Source organism: Streptomyces sp. NPDC030222, assembly GCF_055573115.1.
Map to the genome: position 1 here is coordinate 187,901 of NZ_JBVICA010000008.1, position 15,414 is coordinate 203,314.

At 73.8% G+C, this 15,414-nt stretch carries 14 protein-coding genes and 3 pseudogenes; 7 read left to right on the top strand and 10 right to left on the bottom strand.

Translation table 11 applies throughout. The annotated features are described in order from the left end of the window. Positions 1-37: 37 nt before the first annotated feature. Genes ACZ4Z5_RS14875 through ACZ4Z5_RS14885 form a run of 3 tightly spaced genes read right to left on the bottom strand, consistent with a single transcriptional unit; the run spans position 38 to position 2,940 of the window. Positions 38-1,333, bottom strand: a complete 1,296-nt coding sequence (locus ACZ4Z5_RS14875; protein ID WP_468261885.1) for a bifunctional RNase H/acid phosphatase — start codon at positions 1,331-1,333, stop codon at positions 38-40. Between the two features lie 12 nt (positions 1,334-1,345). After that, positions 1,346-2,089, bottom strand: a complete 744-nt coding sequence (locus tag ACZ4Z5_RS14880; RefSeq protein ID WP_468262066.1) for a zinc ribbon domain-containing protein — start codon at positions 2,087-2,089, stop codon at positions 1,346-1,348. After that, the gene (locus ACZ4Z5_RS14885) at positions 2,086-2,940 is read right to left on the bottom strand and encodes a Nif3-like dinuclear metal center hexameric protein (RefSeq protein ID WP_468261887.1); all 855 of its coding nucleotides are present in this window, start codon (positions 2,938-2,940) and stop codon (positions 2,086-2,088) included. Before ACZ4Z5_RS14885 ends, ACZ4Z5_RS14880 begins: the two co-directional genes overlap by 4 nt. A 458-nt stretch (positions 2,941-3,398) precedes the next feature. Here ACZ4Z5_RS14885 and ACZ4Z5_RS14890 point away from each other — a divergent pair, with 458 nt between their 5' ends. Together ACZ4Z5_RS14890 and ACZ4Z5_RS14895 are read left to right on the top strand one after the other, a co-directional pair. Further along, entirely contained in the window at positions 3,399-5,330 is a 1,932-nt protein-coding gene (locus ACZ4Z5_RS14890) for a hypothetical protein (protein WP_468261890.1), read from the top strand. A gap of 51 nt (positions 5,331-5,381) precedes the next feature. Further along, positions 5,382-5,570 (top strand): hypothetical protein, encoded by a 189-nt coding sequence (locus ACZ4Z5_RS14895; RefSeq protein ID WP_468261892.1) that lies wholly within the window; start codon positions 5,382-5,384, stop codon positions 5,568-5,570. A 64-nt stretch (positions 5,571-5,634) separates the two neighbouring features. On the opposite strand, the gene ACZ4Z5_RS14900 is transcribed toward ACZ4Z5_RS14895, so the two are convergent. From ACZ4Z5_RS14900 to ACZ4Z5_RS14915, 4 genes are all read right to left on the bottom strand, one after another. After that, positions 5,635-6,591: a 3-oxoacyl-ACP reductase gene (locus tag ACZ4Z5_RS14900; RefSeq protein WP_468261895.1), complete on the bottom strand. Its 957-nt coding sequence runs from the start codon at positions 6,589-6,591 to the stop codon at positions 5,635-5,637. Between the two features lie 13 nt (positions 6,592-6,604). Beyond that, complete coding sequence (locus tag ACZ4Z5_RS14905; protein WP_468261897.1) at positions 6,605-7,681, bottom strand: Zn-dependent alcohol dehydrogenase; 1,077 nt, start codon at positions 7,679-7,681, stop codon at positions 6,605-6,607. A 19-nt stretch (positions 7,682-7,700) separates the two neighbouring features. Next, entirely contained in the window at positions 7,701-8,555 is an 855-nt protein-coding gene (locus tag ACZ4Z5_RS14910; protein ID WP_468261899.1) for a MaoC/PaaZ C-terminal domain-containing protein, read from the bottom strand. A gap of 507 nt (positions 8,556-9,062) precedes the next feature. After that, positions 9,063-10,250, bottom strand: a complete 1,188-nt coding sequence (locus ACZ4Z5_RS14915) for a lipid-transfer protein (RefSeq protein WP_468261902.1) — start codon at positions 10,248-10,250, stop codon at positions 9,063-9,065. A gap of 135 nt (positions 10,251-10,385) precedes the next feature. On the opposite strand from ACZ4Z5_RS14915, the gene ACZ4Z5_RS14920 reads away from it, so the two are divergent. Beyond that, a complete protein-coding gene (locus ACZ4Z5_RS14920) occupies positions 10,386-10,793 on the top strand; it encodes a DUF4259 domain-containing protein (protein WP_468261905.1) in 408 nt (135 codons plus the stop codon). 188 nt (positions 10,794-10,981) lie between these two features. On the opposite strand, the pseudogene ACZ4Z5_RS14925 reads toward ACZ4Z5_RS14920, so the two are convergent. From ACZ4Z5_RS14925 to ACZ4Z5_RS14935, 3 pseudogenes are all read right to left on the bottom strand, one after another. Beyond that, positions 10,982-11,146: pseudogene (locus ACZ4Z5_RS14925) on the bottom strand (DUF397 domain-containing protein); the annotation flags it as partial. Between the two features lie 17 nt (positions 11,147-11,163). Then, positions 11,164-11,238, bottom strand: a pseudogene (locus ACZ4Z5_RS14930) (hypothetical protein); the annotation flags it as partial. Continuing rightward, positions 11,212-11,400: pseudogene (locus ACZ4Z5_RS14935) on the bottom strand (helix-turn-helix domain-containing protein); the annotation flags it as partial. The pseudogenes ACZ4Z5_RS14930 and ACZ4Z5_RS14935, both read right to left, overlap by 27 nt. A 226-nt stretch (positions 11,401-11,626) precedes the next feature. Here ACZ4Z5_RS14935 and ACZ4Z5_RS14940 point away from each other — a divergent pair. The 4 genes from ACZ4Z5_RS14940 to ACZ4Z5_RS14955 all read left to right on the top strand — a co-directional run bounded on the left by ACZ4Z5_RS14940 (position 11,627) and on the right by ACZ4Z5_RS14955 (position 15,373). Continuing rightward, positions 11,627-12,280 carry a class I SAM-dependent methyltransferase gene (locus ACZ4Z5_RS14940; RefSeq protein ID WP_468261908.1) on the top strand — a complete coding sequence of 218 codons (654 nt, stop codon included), beginning with the start codon at positions 11,627-11,629 and terminating at the stop codon, positions 12,278-12,280. A gap of 22 nt (positions 12,281-12,302) precedes the next feature. Continuing rightward, a complete protein-coding gene (locus ACZ4Z5_RS14945; RefSeq protein WP_468261910.1) occupies positions 12,303-13,304 on the top strand; it encodes an N-acetylmuramoyl-L-alanine amidase in 1,002 nt (333 codons plus the stop codon). A gap of 136 nt (positions 13,305-13,440) precedes the next feature. Continuing rightward, complete coding sequence (locus ACZ4Z5_RS14950; protein WP_468261913.1) at positions 13,441-14,244, top strand: hypothetical protein; 804 nt, start codon at positions 13,441-13,443, stop codon at positions 14,242-14,244. A gap of 118 nt (positions 14,245-14,362) precedes the next feature. After that, a complete protein-coding gene (locus ACZ4Z5_RS14955; RefSeq protein WP_468261916.1) occupies positions 14,363-15,373 on the top strand; it encodes an LLM class F420-dependent oxidoreductase in 1,011 nt (336 codons plus the stop codon). The last annotated feature ends 41 nt before the right edge of the window (positions 15,374-15,414 follow it).

A 15,414-nucleotide genomic window follows, 5' to 3' on the forward strand; every position in this document is an offset into this window, starting at 1 on the left:
CATCAACAGCGTCCGATCGGCCCGGGCCTTCGAACGGTCAGCGCAGGTGCGACGTGTCGTTCAGCAGGCGCAGCGACGCGTTGCCGTCGGAGTAGTACGCCACCGCCGACAGCGACGCCGCGGAGAGTTCCATCCGGAACAGCGACTCCGGCGGGGCGCCCAGGGCCAGCCGCACCAGGGTCTTGATCGGCGTCACGTGCGTGACCAGGAGGACCGTACGGCCCGCCGAGCGGGCGATCAGCCGGTCGCGGGCCGTGGCGACCCGTCGCGCCACGGCGGCGAAGCTCTCGCCGCCGCCGGTCGGCGCCGCCTTCGTGGAGGCGAGCCACGCGTCGAGGTCCTCGGGGTAGCGCTCGCGCACTTCCGCGAAGGTCAGCCCCTCCCACGCACCGAAGTCGGCCTCGCGCAGACCCTCGTCGACGCGGACGTCGAGACCGAGGCGGGCCGCGACGGTCTGGGCCGTCTGGCGGCAGCGCGCGAGCGGGGAGGAGACGACCTCCTGGACGGTGCCGCGGGCGGCCAGCGCCGCCGCGACCCGGTCCGCCTGGGCCCGGCCGGCCGCGGACAGATCGGGGTCGCCGCCCCCGCTGCCGGAGAACCGCTTCTCGGGGGTGAGGGCGGTTTCGCCGTGCCGGAGCAGCACGAAGGTCGCCGGGGCGCCGAGATCGGCGGACGCGGCCCAGCCGACGGGAGGAGTCTGCGCGGACGGCGCCTCCGCCACCGCCGTCCCCGTGGCAGGAGCCGTCCCCGTGGCAGGAGCCTCCGCGGCCGGTGACGTCTCCGCGGGCCTCGCGGCGCGCAGGGCCTCCCGGGCGCGCGAGGCGCCGGCCGTAGCGTCCCCCGGCGGCCCGGCCGGCGGCGGCACCGCGACGGTGCGTGCGGCGCGCGCGTCCGCCGACACGGAAGGCGACCACCGCTTGCCGCGCTTGCCGAGGTCCATCGCCTCGTTGGCGAGCCGGTCGGCGTGCTTGTTCTGCTCGCGGGGGATCCACTGGTACGACACCTGGCCCCGGGGGAAGACCAGCGCTGCCTCCGCGGCCAGCGGCTTCATGTCGGGGTGCTTGATCTTCCAGCGGCCGGACATCTGCTCGACGACGAGCTTGGAGTCCATGCGGACCCGCACCTCGGCGTCGGGGTCGAGTTCCCGCGCCGCGCGGAGACCGGCGACCAGACCGCGGTACTCGGCGACGTTGTTCGTGGCGACGCCGATGTATTCGGCGGCCTCGGCGAGGGTCTCCCCGCTGGCCGGGTCGATGACGACCGCGCCGTAGCCGGCGGGTCCCGGGTTGCCCCGGGAGCCGCCGTCCGCCTCGACGACGAGGCTGCGTCCCATCGTCCGCCCCGCCTACAGCCCGGACTCGGAGGTACGGACGAGGATGCGGCGGCAGTTCTCGCAGCGCACGACGGTGTCGGGGGCGGCGGCGCGCACCTCGTTCAGTTCGGTGATGTTGAGCTCCAGGCGGCAGCCCTCGCAGCGGCGCTGGTAGAGCCGGGCGGCGCCGATGCCGCCCTGCTGCTCGCGCAGCTTGTCGTAGAGCTTGAGGAGGTCCGCCGGGACGGAGGCGGCGACGATCTCGCGCTCCTTGGTGACGGTGCCGGCCTCGTCGTCGAGCTGCTGGAAGGCGGCGTCGCGGCGGGCGGTGGCGTCGTCGGCCTTGGCCTGGACGGCGGCGACGCGCCCGGTGAGCTCCGTGGCGCGCTCCTGCGCGGCCTCGCGGCGCTCCATGATCTCCAGGACGACGTCCTCCAGGTCGGCCTGGCGCTTGGCGAGCGAGCCGATCTCGTGCTGGAGGCTCTCCAGGTCCTTCGGGGAGGTCACGGCACCGGAGTCGAGGCGCTGCTGGTCACGGGCGGCCCGCTGGCGCACCTGGTCGACGTCCTGCTCCGCCTTGGTCTGCTCGCGGGCGGTGTCGCTCTCCTCGGTCTGCGCGGCGACGAGCAGGTCGCGAAGCTGGGCGAGGTCCTTGTTCAGCGACTCGATCTCGGCGTGCTCGGGCAGCGACTTCCGCTTGTGGGCGATCTGCGCCAGTCGGACGTCGAGCGCCTGGACGTCGAGGAGTCGGATCTGGTCGGCGGGCGCGGCGTTCAGTTGGGGGCTCCAGGAGAAGAGTGGTGGGCGGACCAGGGGTCGGTGACCGTGTGCGAGACGTGGACGCGCAGTCCCCATCCGTGACGGTCGGAGATTTGGTCGAGCTGGGCGGCGGCCTGCTCGCACCAGGGCCATTCGGTGGCCCAGTGGGCGGCGTCGACCAGCCCTAGGGGGCGGGAGGAACGGGCCGTGTTCTGGGTGGCCTCGGAGGCCGGGTGGTGACGCAGGTCGGCGGTGAGGAACGCGTCCACCCCGGCGCCCCGGACGACGTCGAAGAGGCTGTCCCCGGAGCCGCCGCTGACGGCCACGCGGTGCAGCACGGTGTCGGGGTCGCCGGCGACCCTGATGCCCTGGGCGGTGGCGGGCAGCCGCTTGGCGGCACGGGCGGCGAACTCCCCCAGCGTCTCGGGGTGGTCGAGTTCGCAGATCCGGCCGAGCCCGCGGCGGCCGTGCGGGTCGGCGGGGTCGGGTACGAGGGGTGCGACGACGCGCAGGTCGAGGGCGCCGGCCAGGGCGTCGGAGACGCCGGGGTCGGCGGTGTCCGCGTTGGTGTGGGCGACGTGCAGCGCGATGTCGTTCTTGATGAGGGAGTGCACGACCCGCCCCTTGAAGTGGGAGGCCGCGACGGTGGTCGTACCGCGCAGGTAGAGCGGGTGGTGGGTGACCAGCAGCTGGGCGCCGAGGGCGATCGCCTCGTCGGCGATCTCCTGGACGGGGTCGACGGCGAAGAGGACCCGGGTCACCTCGGCGTCGGGATCTCCGCAGACCGTGCCTACGGCGTCCCATTCCTCGGCCCGCTCGGCGGGCCAGAGAGCTTCGAGCGCGGCGATGACTTCAGACAGACGGGGCACGAGGCAAGGCTACCTGCCCTGCGCGCCCCTTCGGTCTGCCCCGTTGCCCGGGGCGGTGGCGGGGACCTGCCACGGCCGCACGGGGCATCCCGGGCACGCCGCGGAAAGCCGCACGGGTCGTTCCGGGCACCCCACAGAGAACCCGGTACGGGTCGCCCCGCGCACCCCGCGGAGAAACCCGTACGGGGTCACCCCGGGAACCCCCGGAACGCAGGCGCCAGGCGCCCCGGAGACCGGCGCGCGAGCCCACTCGCGCGGCCCGGAGAACCGGCGCGCGAGCCCACTCGAACCGCCCGGAGACGCGCCGCCCGGAGTCCCGACGGCTGTCGCCCAGCACACGGATCCCGGCACACTCACGCATTCCGGACGACCGCCACACGTATGTGTGAAGCGTGTCCGCGCACGCTGTTCGGCACGACGTACGAAATCTAGGTTCGTTCGCCGGAGGTGACGGATCGATGACTGCCTGTGCCATCGAACCGCTCACGGACGGCGGTGGCGCGGTCCGGCGGAGCGGGTTCATGACGATCGCCGCGGACGGTTCGTACGCCGCGCGGCTCGCGGGCGAGGGCGACGCGCGGTTCCCGGAGCGCTGGACGCTGACCGGGCCGGAGCCGTACGCCGTCCCGCTGCCGGGGAACCAGCCCGAGGAGCCGGACACCGAGGTGCTGCCGCTGGCCGACGGCCGGGTGCTGGTCCACCGCCGGGTCGCCGGCCGGCACGCGTTCGCGCTGCTCTACCCGGCCGGGCCGGGCACCGGTGAACTGCCGCTCGGCGCCGTCGAGTCCGCGGCGCTCAGCCTGCTGCCGCCCTCCCCCGACGGCCGTTGCGCCTACGCGCTCGCGCCGGGGGAACGTTCCACCGCCGTCTGGCTGGTGGCGGGCGGCGCCTTCGGTCCCGAACGGGTCGCCGAGGTGCCCGGGCACTGCACGGGCGGCACCTGGCTCGACCGCTCGGGCCGGATGCTGGCCCTGGACCGGGAGTCGGAGGGCCGGACCAAGGCAGTGGCCGTCGATCTGGGGCGCGGCGGTGAGATCACTCCCCTGCTCCAGATCACGGAGGCGAGCAACGACCGGCTGCTGCTGGCGGACCCCGACAGCGGGCTGGTGCTGGTGCGCTCGGACGCGCCCGGGCACGACCGCCTCGGCTGGGGCGTCCTGGGCAGCTCCCGTCCCGCGCGGTTCCCGGAAGCGCTGTTGCTCCCGGACTGCGCGGTGACGCCGTTCGCGGTGCAGCCGGGGCAGGCGCTCATGCCGGAGCGCTGTCTGGTGGCGTTGCGCATCGACGGGGCGTCGGGCAGCCGGATCGGGCTGTGGCGGCCGGCTGGACGCGCGCTGCGTCAACTCGCCGCCCCCGAGGGGTGGCTGGCCGGGGCGGGCCTGTGGACCAGGGACGGGGTACTGCGCCTGCCGTGCGTCACGCCGTCCCGCCCGTGCGCGATCGCGGCCCTGAGGGTGCCCGGCGAGCCCGGGCCGACCACCCCGGGGCAGACGGCCCCGCCCGGCGGGACGCCCTTGCCCGGCCCCGCGACCGCCCCCGGCGAGCCGGCCGTCCCAGGCGCCCTGACGACCCCCGGCGGGGCGCCGATGCCTGGTGGAATGCCCACCCCCGGCACCCCGACCCCGCCCGGCGCCATCACCACCCCCGACAGGCCGGCCGTCCCCTGCCCCGCGACCATTCCGAACGGGATGCCCGCGCCTGGCGGGGCGCCCGTGCGTGACGGGATGCCCGTACGTGACGGGATGCCCGCCTCCGGCGGGACAACCGCCCCCGCCGCCCCGACCGCGCCCGGCGCGATCACCGTCTCCGGCGGGGCGCCCCGTCCCGGCACCATGGCCGCCACCGGCGGAACGACCGCCCCCGGCACCTCGATCGTCCCCAGAGCCCTGCTCGTACCGCGCACCGCTGCCGCCCTCGGCGCGGCGACCGCTCTGGACAGGCCGACCGCCGCCGGCATCATGACCGTTCCCGGCGCGGCGCCCGCGCCTGGCGGCATGCCCGCCCCCTGCACCATGACTGCTCCCGGAGAGATGCCCGCCGGCACCATGGCTGCTCCCGGAGGGACGCCCGCCGACAGCATGGCTCCCCCCGGAGGAATGCCCGCAGCCATCACCGTCCCCGGCGGGGCAACCTTCCCGGGCACCATGACCGCGGCTGCTCCCAGCGGGGCGACCCGCCCCGGCGCCCTGACACCCCCCGGCGGGACGGCCGCCGCCCCCGCTGGGATGCCCGGCACCATGACAGCGGCCGCTCCCGGCGGGACGTCCGTCCTCGGGGAACCGTCGGTGGCGTGCCCTCCGCTGGCGGAGCCGATTCCGGAAGTGTCGGCTTTGTGCAGGCCCGTGCCGCTCCAGCAGGCGCCCCTGACCGGAAGATCGTCGACTGGCTAGGATCTCGGCTTCGCACGACACATCGAACGATTCGACGGGGGATTTTCCCAGATGTCCGAGGCCACGTCCGGGCCCGTGCACGGCGCCCGACGCGACACGACAGAGACGCACCAGCAGAACGCCGCGGCGGCGTCCGCCGGCACCGGCAGGCACCGAGGGGGTGCGGCGGCCGCGGAGGACACCGCGGCCCCGGCACCCGGCCGGCACCGGCGTCCCGCCAAGGACGTCCGCTCCGCCTGAGGCGTGCCCAGCAGGGCGAGGGGCCGTCACGGTGATCCCGTGACGGCCCCTCGTGCGTCCCGGCTCAGCCGCCGCGTCTGAGGGCGAGCACTTCCGCCGCGGCGAAGGTCTCGTGCGGCGGGCGGTCCGCGTAGTAGGGGCTGAGTGCTTCGTCGAGTTCCTGGTACGAGAACGTGTCCTTGGCCGCGTCGAACCTGGCGGCGACCCTGGGCCGTTCGACGACGGCGACCATGCCGCCGTGGACGACGAGCAGTTGCCCGTTGACCCGGGCGGCGGCCGGGGAGGCGAGATAGCCGACCAGTGGGGCCACGTGCTCGGGGGCCAGCGGGTCGAGGCCGCCGTCCGCCGGTTCGGCGAACCCGGCGAAGACGTCCTCGGTCATCCGGGTGCGGGCGCGCGGGCAGATGGCGTTGGCCGTCACCCCGTACTTGCCGAGGGCCAGGGCCGTCGACGTGGTGAGCCCGACGATCCCGCCCTTGGCGGCCGCGTAGTTCGGCTGGCCGGCCGACCCCGCGAGGAACGCCTCCGAGGAGGTGTTCACGATCCGCCCGTAGACGGGCCGACCGGCCGCCTTGGAGCGTTCCCGCCAGTGGGCGGACGCGAAGTGCGTGGTGTTGAAGTGCCCTTTGAGGTGGACGCGGATGACGGAGTCCCACTCGTCCTCCGTCATCGAGAAGACCATCCGGTCGCGCAGGATGCCCGCGTTGTTGACCAGGATGTCCAGCCGGCCCCAGGTGTCGACGGCGAGGCCGACCAGTGCGCGGGCCTGTTCGAAGTCGGCGACGTCGCCGGTGTGGGCGACGGCCCGCCCGCCGGCCGCCCGGATCTCCGCGACGACCTCGTGGGCGGGGCCGCCCGAGGCCGCGCCGGTGCCGTCACGGCCGGGCTGTCCGTAGTCGTTGACGACGACCGCCGCGCCGAGGCGGGCGAGTTCGAGTGCTTCGGCGCGGCCGAGGCCGCGGCCGCCGCCCGTGACGACCGCGGCCAGGCCGTCGAGGGGCAGAGGGGTCGACGGGGTCATGGCGCCGCCCTCCTCATAGCTCGACGCAGGTGCGCAGCGCCTCACCGGTGCGCATCTGGTGCAGGGCGTCGTTGACCTCTTCGAGCCGCACCCGGTGGGTGATCAGGTTCTCCAGGTCGATACGGCCCGCCCGCCACAGCGCGATGGTCCGTTCGTAGGAGCGGAGCACGTCCCCGCCGCCGTACATCGAGGGCAGGATGCGCTTCTCGTCGAAGAACAGCTCGAACATGTTGAGCTGGAGGTGGTCGTCCATGGCGCCGGCGCCGACGATGCAGAGGGTGCCGCCGCGCCGGGTGGTCTCGTAGGCGGTCCTGGCGGTGGCGGACTTGCCGACGACCTCGAAGACGTAGTCGAAGCCCTCGCCGCCGGTGATGCGCTGCCGGGCGTCGGCGAGTCCGTCGGGGGCGACGGCCTCGGTGGCGCCGAACCGCAGGGCCGCCTCGCGGCGCGAGGCCACCGGGTCGACGGCGACGATCTGTGCGGCGCCCTGGATCCGTGCGCCCTGGACGGCGGAGATCCCGACGCCGCCGCAGCCGATCACCGCGACGGAGGATCCGGCCTCGACCCGCGCGGTGTTGACGGCGGCGCCGATCCCGGTCGTCACTCCGCAGCCGACGAGGGCGGCGATGTCGAAGGGCACGTCGTCGGGGATCGGTATGGCGCATCCGGCGTCGACGACGATCTCCTCGGCGAAGGTGCCGGTGCCGGCGAAGCCGAAGACGTCGCCGCCGGGCCGCCGGAAGTTGGGGTTGCCGGCGTTGAGGAAGCCGGCGAGGCACAGCTGGCTCTGTCCGCGCCTGCAGGAGGGGCAGGTGCCGCAGGCGGGGAGCCAGCAGACCAGCACCCGGTCCCCGGGGGCGAGTCCGGTGACCCCGTCACCGACGTCGAGGATCTCGCCGGCGCCCTCGTGGCCGGGGACGAACGGGGCGGGCTGCGGCAGGACGCCGGTCATCGCGGAGATGTCGGAGTGGCACAGCCCGGTGGCCCGTACCCGGATCCGCACCTTGCCGGGGCCGAACCCCACCGCTTCGACGTCGTCGTGCACTTCGAGCTTGTCCTGGCCGGTCTCGTGCAGTACGGCTGCGCGCATGGGGTGCGGCTCCCTTCAGTCAGGAATGGTCCACGACCGTGTCGGCGAGTACGGGAGCGTCGTCCCGTTCGACGGCGGTGACGGCGGCCTGCACCCGTCCGGGCGACCGCCACATCCGGATGCGCAGGGTCTCGCCCGGGTACACCACGCCGGCGAACCGGGTGCCGTACGTCCGCACGCGCGCGACGTCCCCGTCGAGCAGGGTGTCCACGATCGCCTTCAGCGTCATGCCGTACGAGCACAGCCCGTGCAGGATGGGCCGCTCGAACCCGGCGAGCTTGGCGAACTCGGGGTCGGCGTGCAGCGGGTTCCAGTCCCCTGAGAGCCGGTAGAGCAGTGCCTGCTCGTCACGGATCGTCCGCTCGACCGTGCGGTCCGGGGCCCGGTCGGGGGTCTCGTCACGCGCGGAGGGTCCGCGTTCGCCGCCGAAGCCGCCCTCGCCCCGTACGAAGATCTGCGCGTCGCTCGTCCACAGCGGACCGTCGGCGTCGGAGGCCTCGGATCGCAGCACGATGACGGCGGCCTTGCCCTTGTCGTACACGGCGGCGACCCGTGAGCCGAGGGTGGCGTGCCCGTCGACGGGGATGGGCCGGTGGAGTTCCAGGCTCTGGCCGCCGTGCAGGACCTTGGCGAGGTCGACGTCGATGCCGGGCGCGGCGAGGCCGCCCATGGCGCCCATGCCCGCCCCGGCGACGGTGGCGAAGCTCGGCAGGACGTGGAGCCGGGATTCCAGGGTGTAGCGCAGCTCGTCGGGGTCGGTGGCGGGCGTTCCTGCGCCCAGGCCCAGGTGGTAGAGCTGGATGTCCTTGTGGCCCCAGCGGATCTCGGAGGTCCGGGGTTCGGCGGCGAGGGCCCTGGCGGGGTCGATGGGCATGGAGTTGCGGCTCCTTGGTGGTCTGCGGACGGCTTGCGGAGAGCTTCGCGGACGGGAGACCCCGGCGCGACCGTCCGCACCGTCGGCCACGCCGAGGTCGTCAGAGGACCGGCCGCTCGCGCCATCTAGAACGCGTTCTAGCCGATGCGGCCTCTTGTATAACGCAGCGCCTGGCACATGGGAAGGTTCCTGACGCCATGTCAGATGATTGACCCGTGCCGGCGTACGTGGAGCCGACGGCTGATCCGCGGCGAGGGGGCGACGCATGACCGCGGCCCCGGGGACCCACCCCCCGTGGGGTCCCGGGGCCGCGACCGGCCAGGAGTACGGCCGGGGCCGCAGCTCGCGCAGGTACATGTGCCGGTGGTCCGCCTCCCGCGTGCTGCCGTCGGCCGCGTACGACACCGCCTTCACCTCCGAGCACCACAGCCCGGACCTCACCGCCGGCCGCCACAGCCCGGACCTCACCTTGGCGGCGGAGCCGTTGCCCCTCTTCTCGACGGATTCTCAGCGGCGCAGCACGGTCACCACCGCGGCGCCGCCCAGGCCGATGTTGTGGGCCAGCCCCACCCGGGCGTCCGGGACCTGCCGGGGACCGGCCTCGCCGCGCAGCTGCCAGACCAGTTCGGCGGTCTGGGCGAGCCCGGTCGCGCCCAGCGGATGGCCCTTGGAGATCAGCCCGCCGGAGGGGTTCACCACCCAGCGCCCGCCGTAGGTGGTGGCGCCGGACTCGACGAGTTTGCCGGACTCTCCGTCCGCGCACATCCCCAGGGCCTCATAGGTGAGCAGTTCGTTGACGGAGAAGCAGTCGTGCAGTTCGATCACGTCGACGTCCTCGATGCCGATGCCGGACGCCTCGTAGGCCTGCCGGGCGGCGGCCCGGGACATCGGCCGGCCGACGACGTCGATGCAGGAACCGGAGGCGAAGCTGTCGCCGGTGTCGGTGGTCATCGCCTGGGCGGCGATCCCGACGGCCTTGTCGTGCAGTCCGTGCCGGACCAGGAACCGTTCCGAGACCACGACGGCCGCGGCCGCGCCGTCCGAGGTGGGCGAACACTGGAGCCGGGTCAGCGGGTCGTGGACGGGCTTCGACGCCAGGATCTCGTCGGGCGTGTACACGTCCCGGAACTGCGCGTACGGATTGTCCGCCGAGTGGCGGTGGTTCTTGGCGGCGACCGCGGCGAGCTGCGCGGCCGTGGTGCCGTACCGCTCCATGTGCTCGCGGGCGGCGTTGCCGAAGATCTGCGCGGTGGGCGGGGACTGTGCGAAGCCGTGCCGGGCGGCCATCACCCCGTAGTGGCGGGCAACCGGCGAGGCCGCGAAGTCCCCGCCGCCCGCCCCCGCGCCGAGCGCGCCGCGTGTCATCTTCTCGAAGCCGAGTGCGAGGACGCAGTCGCTGAGGCCGCCCTCGACGAACTGGCGGGCCAGCATCAGCGCGGTGGAGCCGGTGGCGCAGTTGTTGTTGACGTTGTAGACGGGGATGCCGGTCAGGCCCAGCTCGTACACGGCCCGCTGGGCGGCGGTGGACGCCTGGAAGCAGTACCCGACCGCGGCCTGCTCCACCCGGTGGTAGGTGATCCCCGCGTCGGCGAGCGCACGGCCGCCCGCCTCCTTCGCCATGTCCCAGTACTGCCAGTCGCGGGTCTCCGGCTTCTCGAACGTCGTCATGCCGACGCCGACGATGTACGCCTTCATGTCGTCCCCTTCGGTCGGTGCCCGGGCGGCGGGGAGGCAGGGTAGAACACGTTCCACAAGGACGGAAGGTGCCGGACCACGGGCTGTCGGTCCCCACTGACACCATGGCCGGACATCGCACCGTCAGGAGAGACCATGGGCACCTGGGACGTCGGCCCCTTCGACAACGACACCGCGGCGGACTTCTCCGGCGATCTCGACGACGCCGCCGAACACGAGCGGGAAGGCCTCATCCGCGACGCGCTCGCCCGCACGGCGGGCACCCGCGACTACCTCGACCAGGACGACGCGGTGCAGGCGGTCGCCGCGGCGGCGCTGGTCGCCGCCCAGTGCCCCGGGGGCGACCCCGTCACCACGGCCTACGGGCCGGACGAGCCCGTCCCGGTCCTGTCCGCGGACCTGCGTGCGCTCGCGGTGCGCGCCCTGGACCGGGTCGTCACCGAGCCGTCCGAGCTCATGGAGCTATGGGAGGAGACCGATGCGCCCGGCCCCTGGCGGGCCACGATCGTCCGGCTGCGCGAGGTGCTGGCCGCGCACGCCTGACCCGTGGACCCCTGGCCGTGCACCGAACGCAGCCGTCCCGGCGACCATGACGGCTGCCGGGACGGACTGTTCGCGCCTTGTCGGCGCGGGGCGTTACGCCTTGAGCGACGCGACGAAGGCCGCGAAGAGGCCTCGGGGGCGACGGTGAAGGCGGGGCCGTCGGGGTTCTTGGAGTCACGGACGGCGACTCGGCAGGGCTGGGCGGCGACCTCGACGCACTCGCCGCCGGTGTCGGCACTGTAGGACGACTTGGACCAGGCGGCGGCGCCGAGTGGGGCGCACTCCACACAGTTGCCCCGGTGTCGCCGCTGTACGAGGACTTGCGCCAGGCGATGGCGCCGAGCGGAGCACACTCCACGCAGTCGCCGCCGGTGTCGGCGCTGTACGACGGCTTACGCCACTTCGCGCCCGTCAGGTGCTGTTCGGAGAAGTCGCGTGTCGGCACCTTGCGCGCCGTCTCGATCTGGCCGATCAGGGATCCCGTGCAGAAGACGCAGCTCCCCAGTTGGCCCTGGCTCAGCTTGGCGGCCTCTCTCAGCCGGCGGAGTTCGGCGCCGTAGTAGTCCAGCGGTGAGGCGCTGGGATCGAGGTCGCGGATGTTGACCATGCGTGGGCCACCCCCAAGCTGACGCCGTACGTGCGGCGTTCGTTCCGGTTGGTGGCCGAGCGTAATCACGCGAGCGCAGCGCGGTGACACGAATCACGCAATCGACCCGCGCGGGGTACAGCCGCCGACGCCCCGCCGCCCCCGGCCACCTCGGCATACGGCACGATGGGCGCCCCGGGGACTCGCCTGGGGACACACCCGGACACCCGTACGAGCAGGAGGACCGATGGCCGCGCCCACGCGTCGACCGAAGCCGGAGACCCTGGCCGCCTTCGAGGCCGCGAAGGGGTTCATGCCCGTGGCCGAGGGCCTCGCCCTCTACGACGCGGCGGTCGAGGCCGCCGCGCTGGGGCTGCCGCTGCTGGAGGTCGGCACGTACTGCGGCCGGTCCACGATCCTGCTGGCCGACGCCGCCCGTGAGGCGGGAACGGTCGCGATCACCGTGGACCACCACCGGGGCAGCGAGGAGCAGCAGCCGGGCTGGGAGTACCACGACCCGGAGACCGTGGACCCCGAGGTCGGCCGGATGGACACCCTGCCCACCTTCCGGCGCACCCTGCACCGCGCCGGTCTCGAGGACCACGTGATCGCGGTCGTCGGCCGGTCGCCGCAGGTCGCGGCGGTGTGGGGCGGGGAGCTGGGCCTGGTCTTCATCGACGGCGGCCACACCGACGAGCACGCCACGAACGACTACGAGGGCTGGGCGCCGAAGGTCGCCGAGGGCGGTCTGCTGGTGATCCACGACGTGTTCCCGGACCCCGCGGACGGCGGCCAGGCGCCGTACCGCGTCCACCAGCGGGCGCTCGCGTCCGGGGCCTTCACCGAGATCTCGGTCACGGACTCGCTGCGGGTGCTGCGGCGCTGCGCCCCGGGGATCTGAGCGGTCCGACTACCATCGCACCGTGTCGTACGACTACGAACCGCCCCGCCCCGAGTTCACGCCCGAGTCCAGGTTCCCGCGCCGCCTCGGCCGCCGTGGCACCGTTCTCGCGGTCGCCGCGCTCGTTCCGGCCTTCGCGGCGGGGTGGTTCCTCGTACGTGCGGTGAGCGGCCCGGACGACGGCGGGCCGGCCGTGGCCGTGTCGCAGCCGGGCAAGGGCGGCGGCCGCACCTCTTCGGCCCCGTCGGCCCCCGCGGCGTCCTCTCCCGCCGGCACGGCGAGCCCGTCGGCGTCCGCGTCGGCGTCGGCGTCGGCTTCCGCCTCCGGCGGCTCCGAGGTGACGGGCGACGGGCCGCTGCACGGCAAGGTCGTGGTGATCGACCCGGGGCACAACTCCAGGAACGCGCAGCACACCGCGGAGATCAACCGGCAGGTCGACATCGGCACCGGCCGCAAGGAGTGCGACACCACCGGCACGTCGACGAACAAGGGCTACAGCGAGGCGCAGTTCACCCTGGACGTCTCGCGGCGCCTGGCCGGACTCCTGCGGGCGCAGGGCGCCGAGGTGGTGTTCACCCACGAGGACGACCGCCCGTTCGGGCCGTGCATCGACGAGCGGGCCCGGATCGGGAACGAGGCGAAGGCCGACGCGGTGGTCTCCGTCCACGCCGACGGATCGGGGCAGGGGAACCGCGGCTTCCATGTGATCCTGCCCGCCGAGGTGAAGGGCGGGTCGGCCGACACCTCCGCGATCGTCGGTCCCTCGCGTGAACTCGGTGTGAGGATCGCGGGGAAATTCGTCAGGGCGACGGGCATGGCGCCGTCGAACTACGTCGGCGACCGTACGGGGTTGGACGTCCGCGGCGACCTCGGCGGTCTCAACCTCTCCACCGTTCCCAAGGTGTTCGTCGAGTGCGGGAACATGCGGGATTCCACGGATTCCGCGCTGCTCACCGACCCTGGCTGGCGGCAGAAGGCCGCGCAGGGTCTCGCCGACGGCGTCAGCAGCTTCCTGACGGAATGACGCATGGCGGTCCACGCTGCGGGGACCGCCGATGCGAGGCCCCGCAGACGGGTGCCCCGGCCAGGCGATAGATTCGGTACGCGCACTCAGCGACGACCGCACCGATGACGAGACGACCGACGAAGGACTTTTTCACGTGAACATCCGCTCCCTCACTCGAGGCGACGGCGTGGTGATCGGAGCAGCGGTGGTGCTGTTCATCGCCTCGTTCCTCGATCTCTACGCCCTGGGCATCAGCTACAACGCCTGGGATTCGCTCGGCATCCTGATGAGCGTGTTCCTCGGTGGCGTCATCGGCGCGGCGATGATCATCTTCTCCAAGGCGCAGCCCCAGCCGGTCAAGGTCCTGGGTCTGGACCTGGGCCAGTTCGGTGTCGCGTTCACCGTGTTCGCCGCGTGGACGGCCCTCTGGAACCTGCTCGGCGGCAGCGGCGCCAAGGCCGGCATGATCCTCGGCTTCATCGCCAGCCTCGCCCTCGCGGGCGGCGCGGTCGCCACGCCGCTGGTTCCGGCCCTGAAGGCCCCGCTGATGCCCGCTCCGCGCCCCGCGGCTCCGCAGCCGTACGGCGCGCAGCCCGGCGGCTACGGCTACCCCGGCGGTCAGCAGCCCGGCGGCTACGGCTACCCCGGCGCGTCGCAGGGCGGCCAGCCGGGCCAGCAGCAGCCGTACGGGACACAGCCCGGCCAGCCGGTTCAGCAGGCCGGACCGCCGCACGACTCCCACGGCGGCGCCCCGGCGGGCGACTTCGCCCCGTTCTGGTTCGCGGTGCCGGTGGCCCGGCCGCTCTACGCGGAGGACGGCTCGGGGTCCCCGATCGCCGAACTGGCCCCGGGCACGTGGTACCTCGCCGTGGAGCAGCGCGGCGCCGCCCTGGTGGCGCAGACGCAGGACGGCCGGCGCGGTGTCCTCCAGGACACCACCGGGATCCAGCGCGGCTGACCGGCACCCGTCACGCTCGGCCCCTCGCCCTTCCGGGCGGGGGGCCGTTGCCGTACAGTCCCCGCACGAACTGACAGTCCGTCAGAAAGTGGCGGACCGAGGAGCAGGGGGTGCCGACATGCGGCTCGGACTCGCGCTCGGCTACTGGGGCCGCGGCCCCGACACCCGCCAGCTGGACCTGGTCCGCGAGGCCGAACTGCTCGGCTACGACTCCGTGTGGACCGCGGAGGCCTGGGGCTCCGACGCGTTCACACCGCTCACCTGGATCGCCGCGCACACCTCACGCATCCGGCTGGGCACGGCCGTGGCACAGATGGCGGCCCGCACCCCCACCGCCACCGCCATGCACGCGCTCACCCTGGACCATCTCTCCGGCGGACGGATGATGCTAGGCCTCGGCCTCTCGGGACCGCAGGTCGTCGAGGGCTGGTACGGGCGCCCGTTCCCGCGCAGCCCGCTCACCGCGACCCGCGAGTACGTCGAGGTCGTGCGGCAGGTGCTGCGCCGCGAGGCGCCGGTGGAGCTGGCCGGCCGGTTCCACTCCCACCCGTACCGCGGGCCGGACGCCACCGGGCTCGGCCGGCCGCTCAGGGCGATCACCCATCCCCGTCGGCCGGACCTCCCGCTGCTGCTCGGCGCGGAAGGGCCGAAGAACATCGCCCAGACCACCCGGATCGCGGACGGCTGGCTGCCGCTGTACTGGTCGCCGCTGCGCACCGATGTGTACGAGGCGTCGCTCACCGACCTGCCGAAAGGCTTCATGATCGCGCCGATGGCCCGTGCCCAGGTCTGCGACGACGTCTCGGAGGGCCTGCTTCCGGTCAAGGCGATGCTCGGCTTCTACATCGGCGGCATGGGCCACGCCTCCCGCAACTTCCACGCCGACCTGATGGCCCGTATGGGCTTCGAGGAGGAGGCCCGCCGAATCCAGGAACTGTTCCTGGCGGGCCGCCGGGACGAGGCGGTGCTGGCGGTCCCGGACGCCTTCGCCGACGAGATCTCCCTCGTCGGCCCGCGGGAACGCATCGCCGAGCGGCTGGAACTCTGGCGGGCGGGCCCGGTGACGGACCTCCTGGTCACGGCTCGCGACCCGCAGACCCTGCGGGTGCTGGCGGACCTGGCGGGGTGAGTCCGGACGTGCCGGCCGCCGCTCGCCGCGGACGCGCCGCA

Excerpts from the sequence above, each read along its gene's own strand:
- ACZ4Z5_RS14875 (WP_468261885.1), bottom strand. The coding sequence starts at position 1,333 with ATGGGACGCAGCCTCGTCGTCGAGGCGGACGGCGGCTCCCGGGGCAAC.
- ACZ4Z5_RS14890 (WP_468261890.1), top strand. The coding sequence starts at position 3,399 with ATGACTGCCTGTGCCATCGAACCGCTCACGGACGGCGGTGGCGCGGTC.
- ACZ4Z5_RS14895 (WP_468261892.1), top strand. The coding sequence starts at position 5,382 with ATGTCCGAGGCCACGTCCGGGCCCGTGCACGGCGCCCGACGCGACACG.
- ACZ4Z5_RS14900 (WP_468261895.1), bottom strand. The coding sequence starts at position 6,591 with ATGACCCCGTCGACCCCTCTGCCCCTCGACGGCCTGGCCGCGGTCGTC.
- ACZ4Z5_RS14905 (WP_468261897.1), bottom strand. The coding sequence starts at position 7,681 with ATGCGCGCAGCCGTACTGCACGAGACCGGCCAGGACAAGCTCGAAGTG.
- ACZ4Z5_RS14910 (WP_468261899.1), bottom strand. The coding sequence starts at position 8,555 with ATGCCCATCGACCCCGCCAGGGCCCTCGCCGCCGAACCCCGGACCTCC.
- ACZ4Z5_RS14915 (WP_468261902.1), bottom strand. The coding sequence starts at position 10,250 with ATGAAGGCGTACATCGTCGGCGTCGGCATGACGACGTTCGAGAAGCCG.
- ACZ4Z5_RS14920 (WP_468261905.1), top strand. The coding sequence starts at position 10,386 with ATGGGCACCTGGGACGTCGGCCCCTTCGACAACGACACCGCGGCGGAC.
- ACZ4Z5_RS14940 (WP_468261908.1), top strand. The coding sequence starts at position 11,627 with ATGGCCGCGCCCACGCGTCGACCGAAGCCGGAGACCCTGGCCGCCTTC.
- ACZ4Z5_RS14955 (WP_468261916.1), top strand. The coding sequence starts at position 14,363 with ATGCGGCTCGGACTCGCGCTCGGCTACTGGGGCCGCGGCCCCGACACC.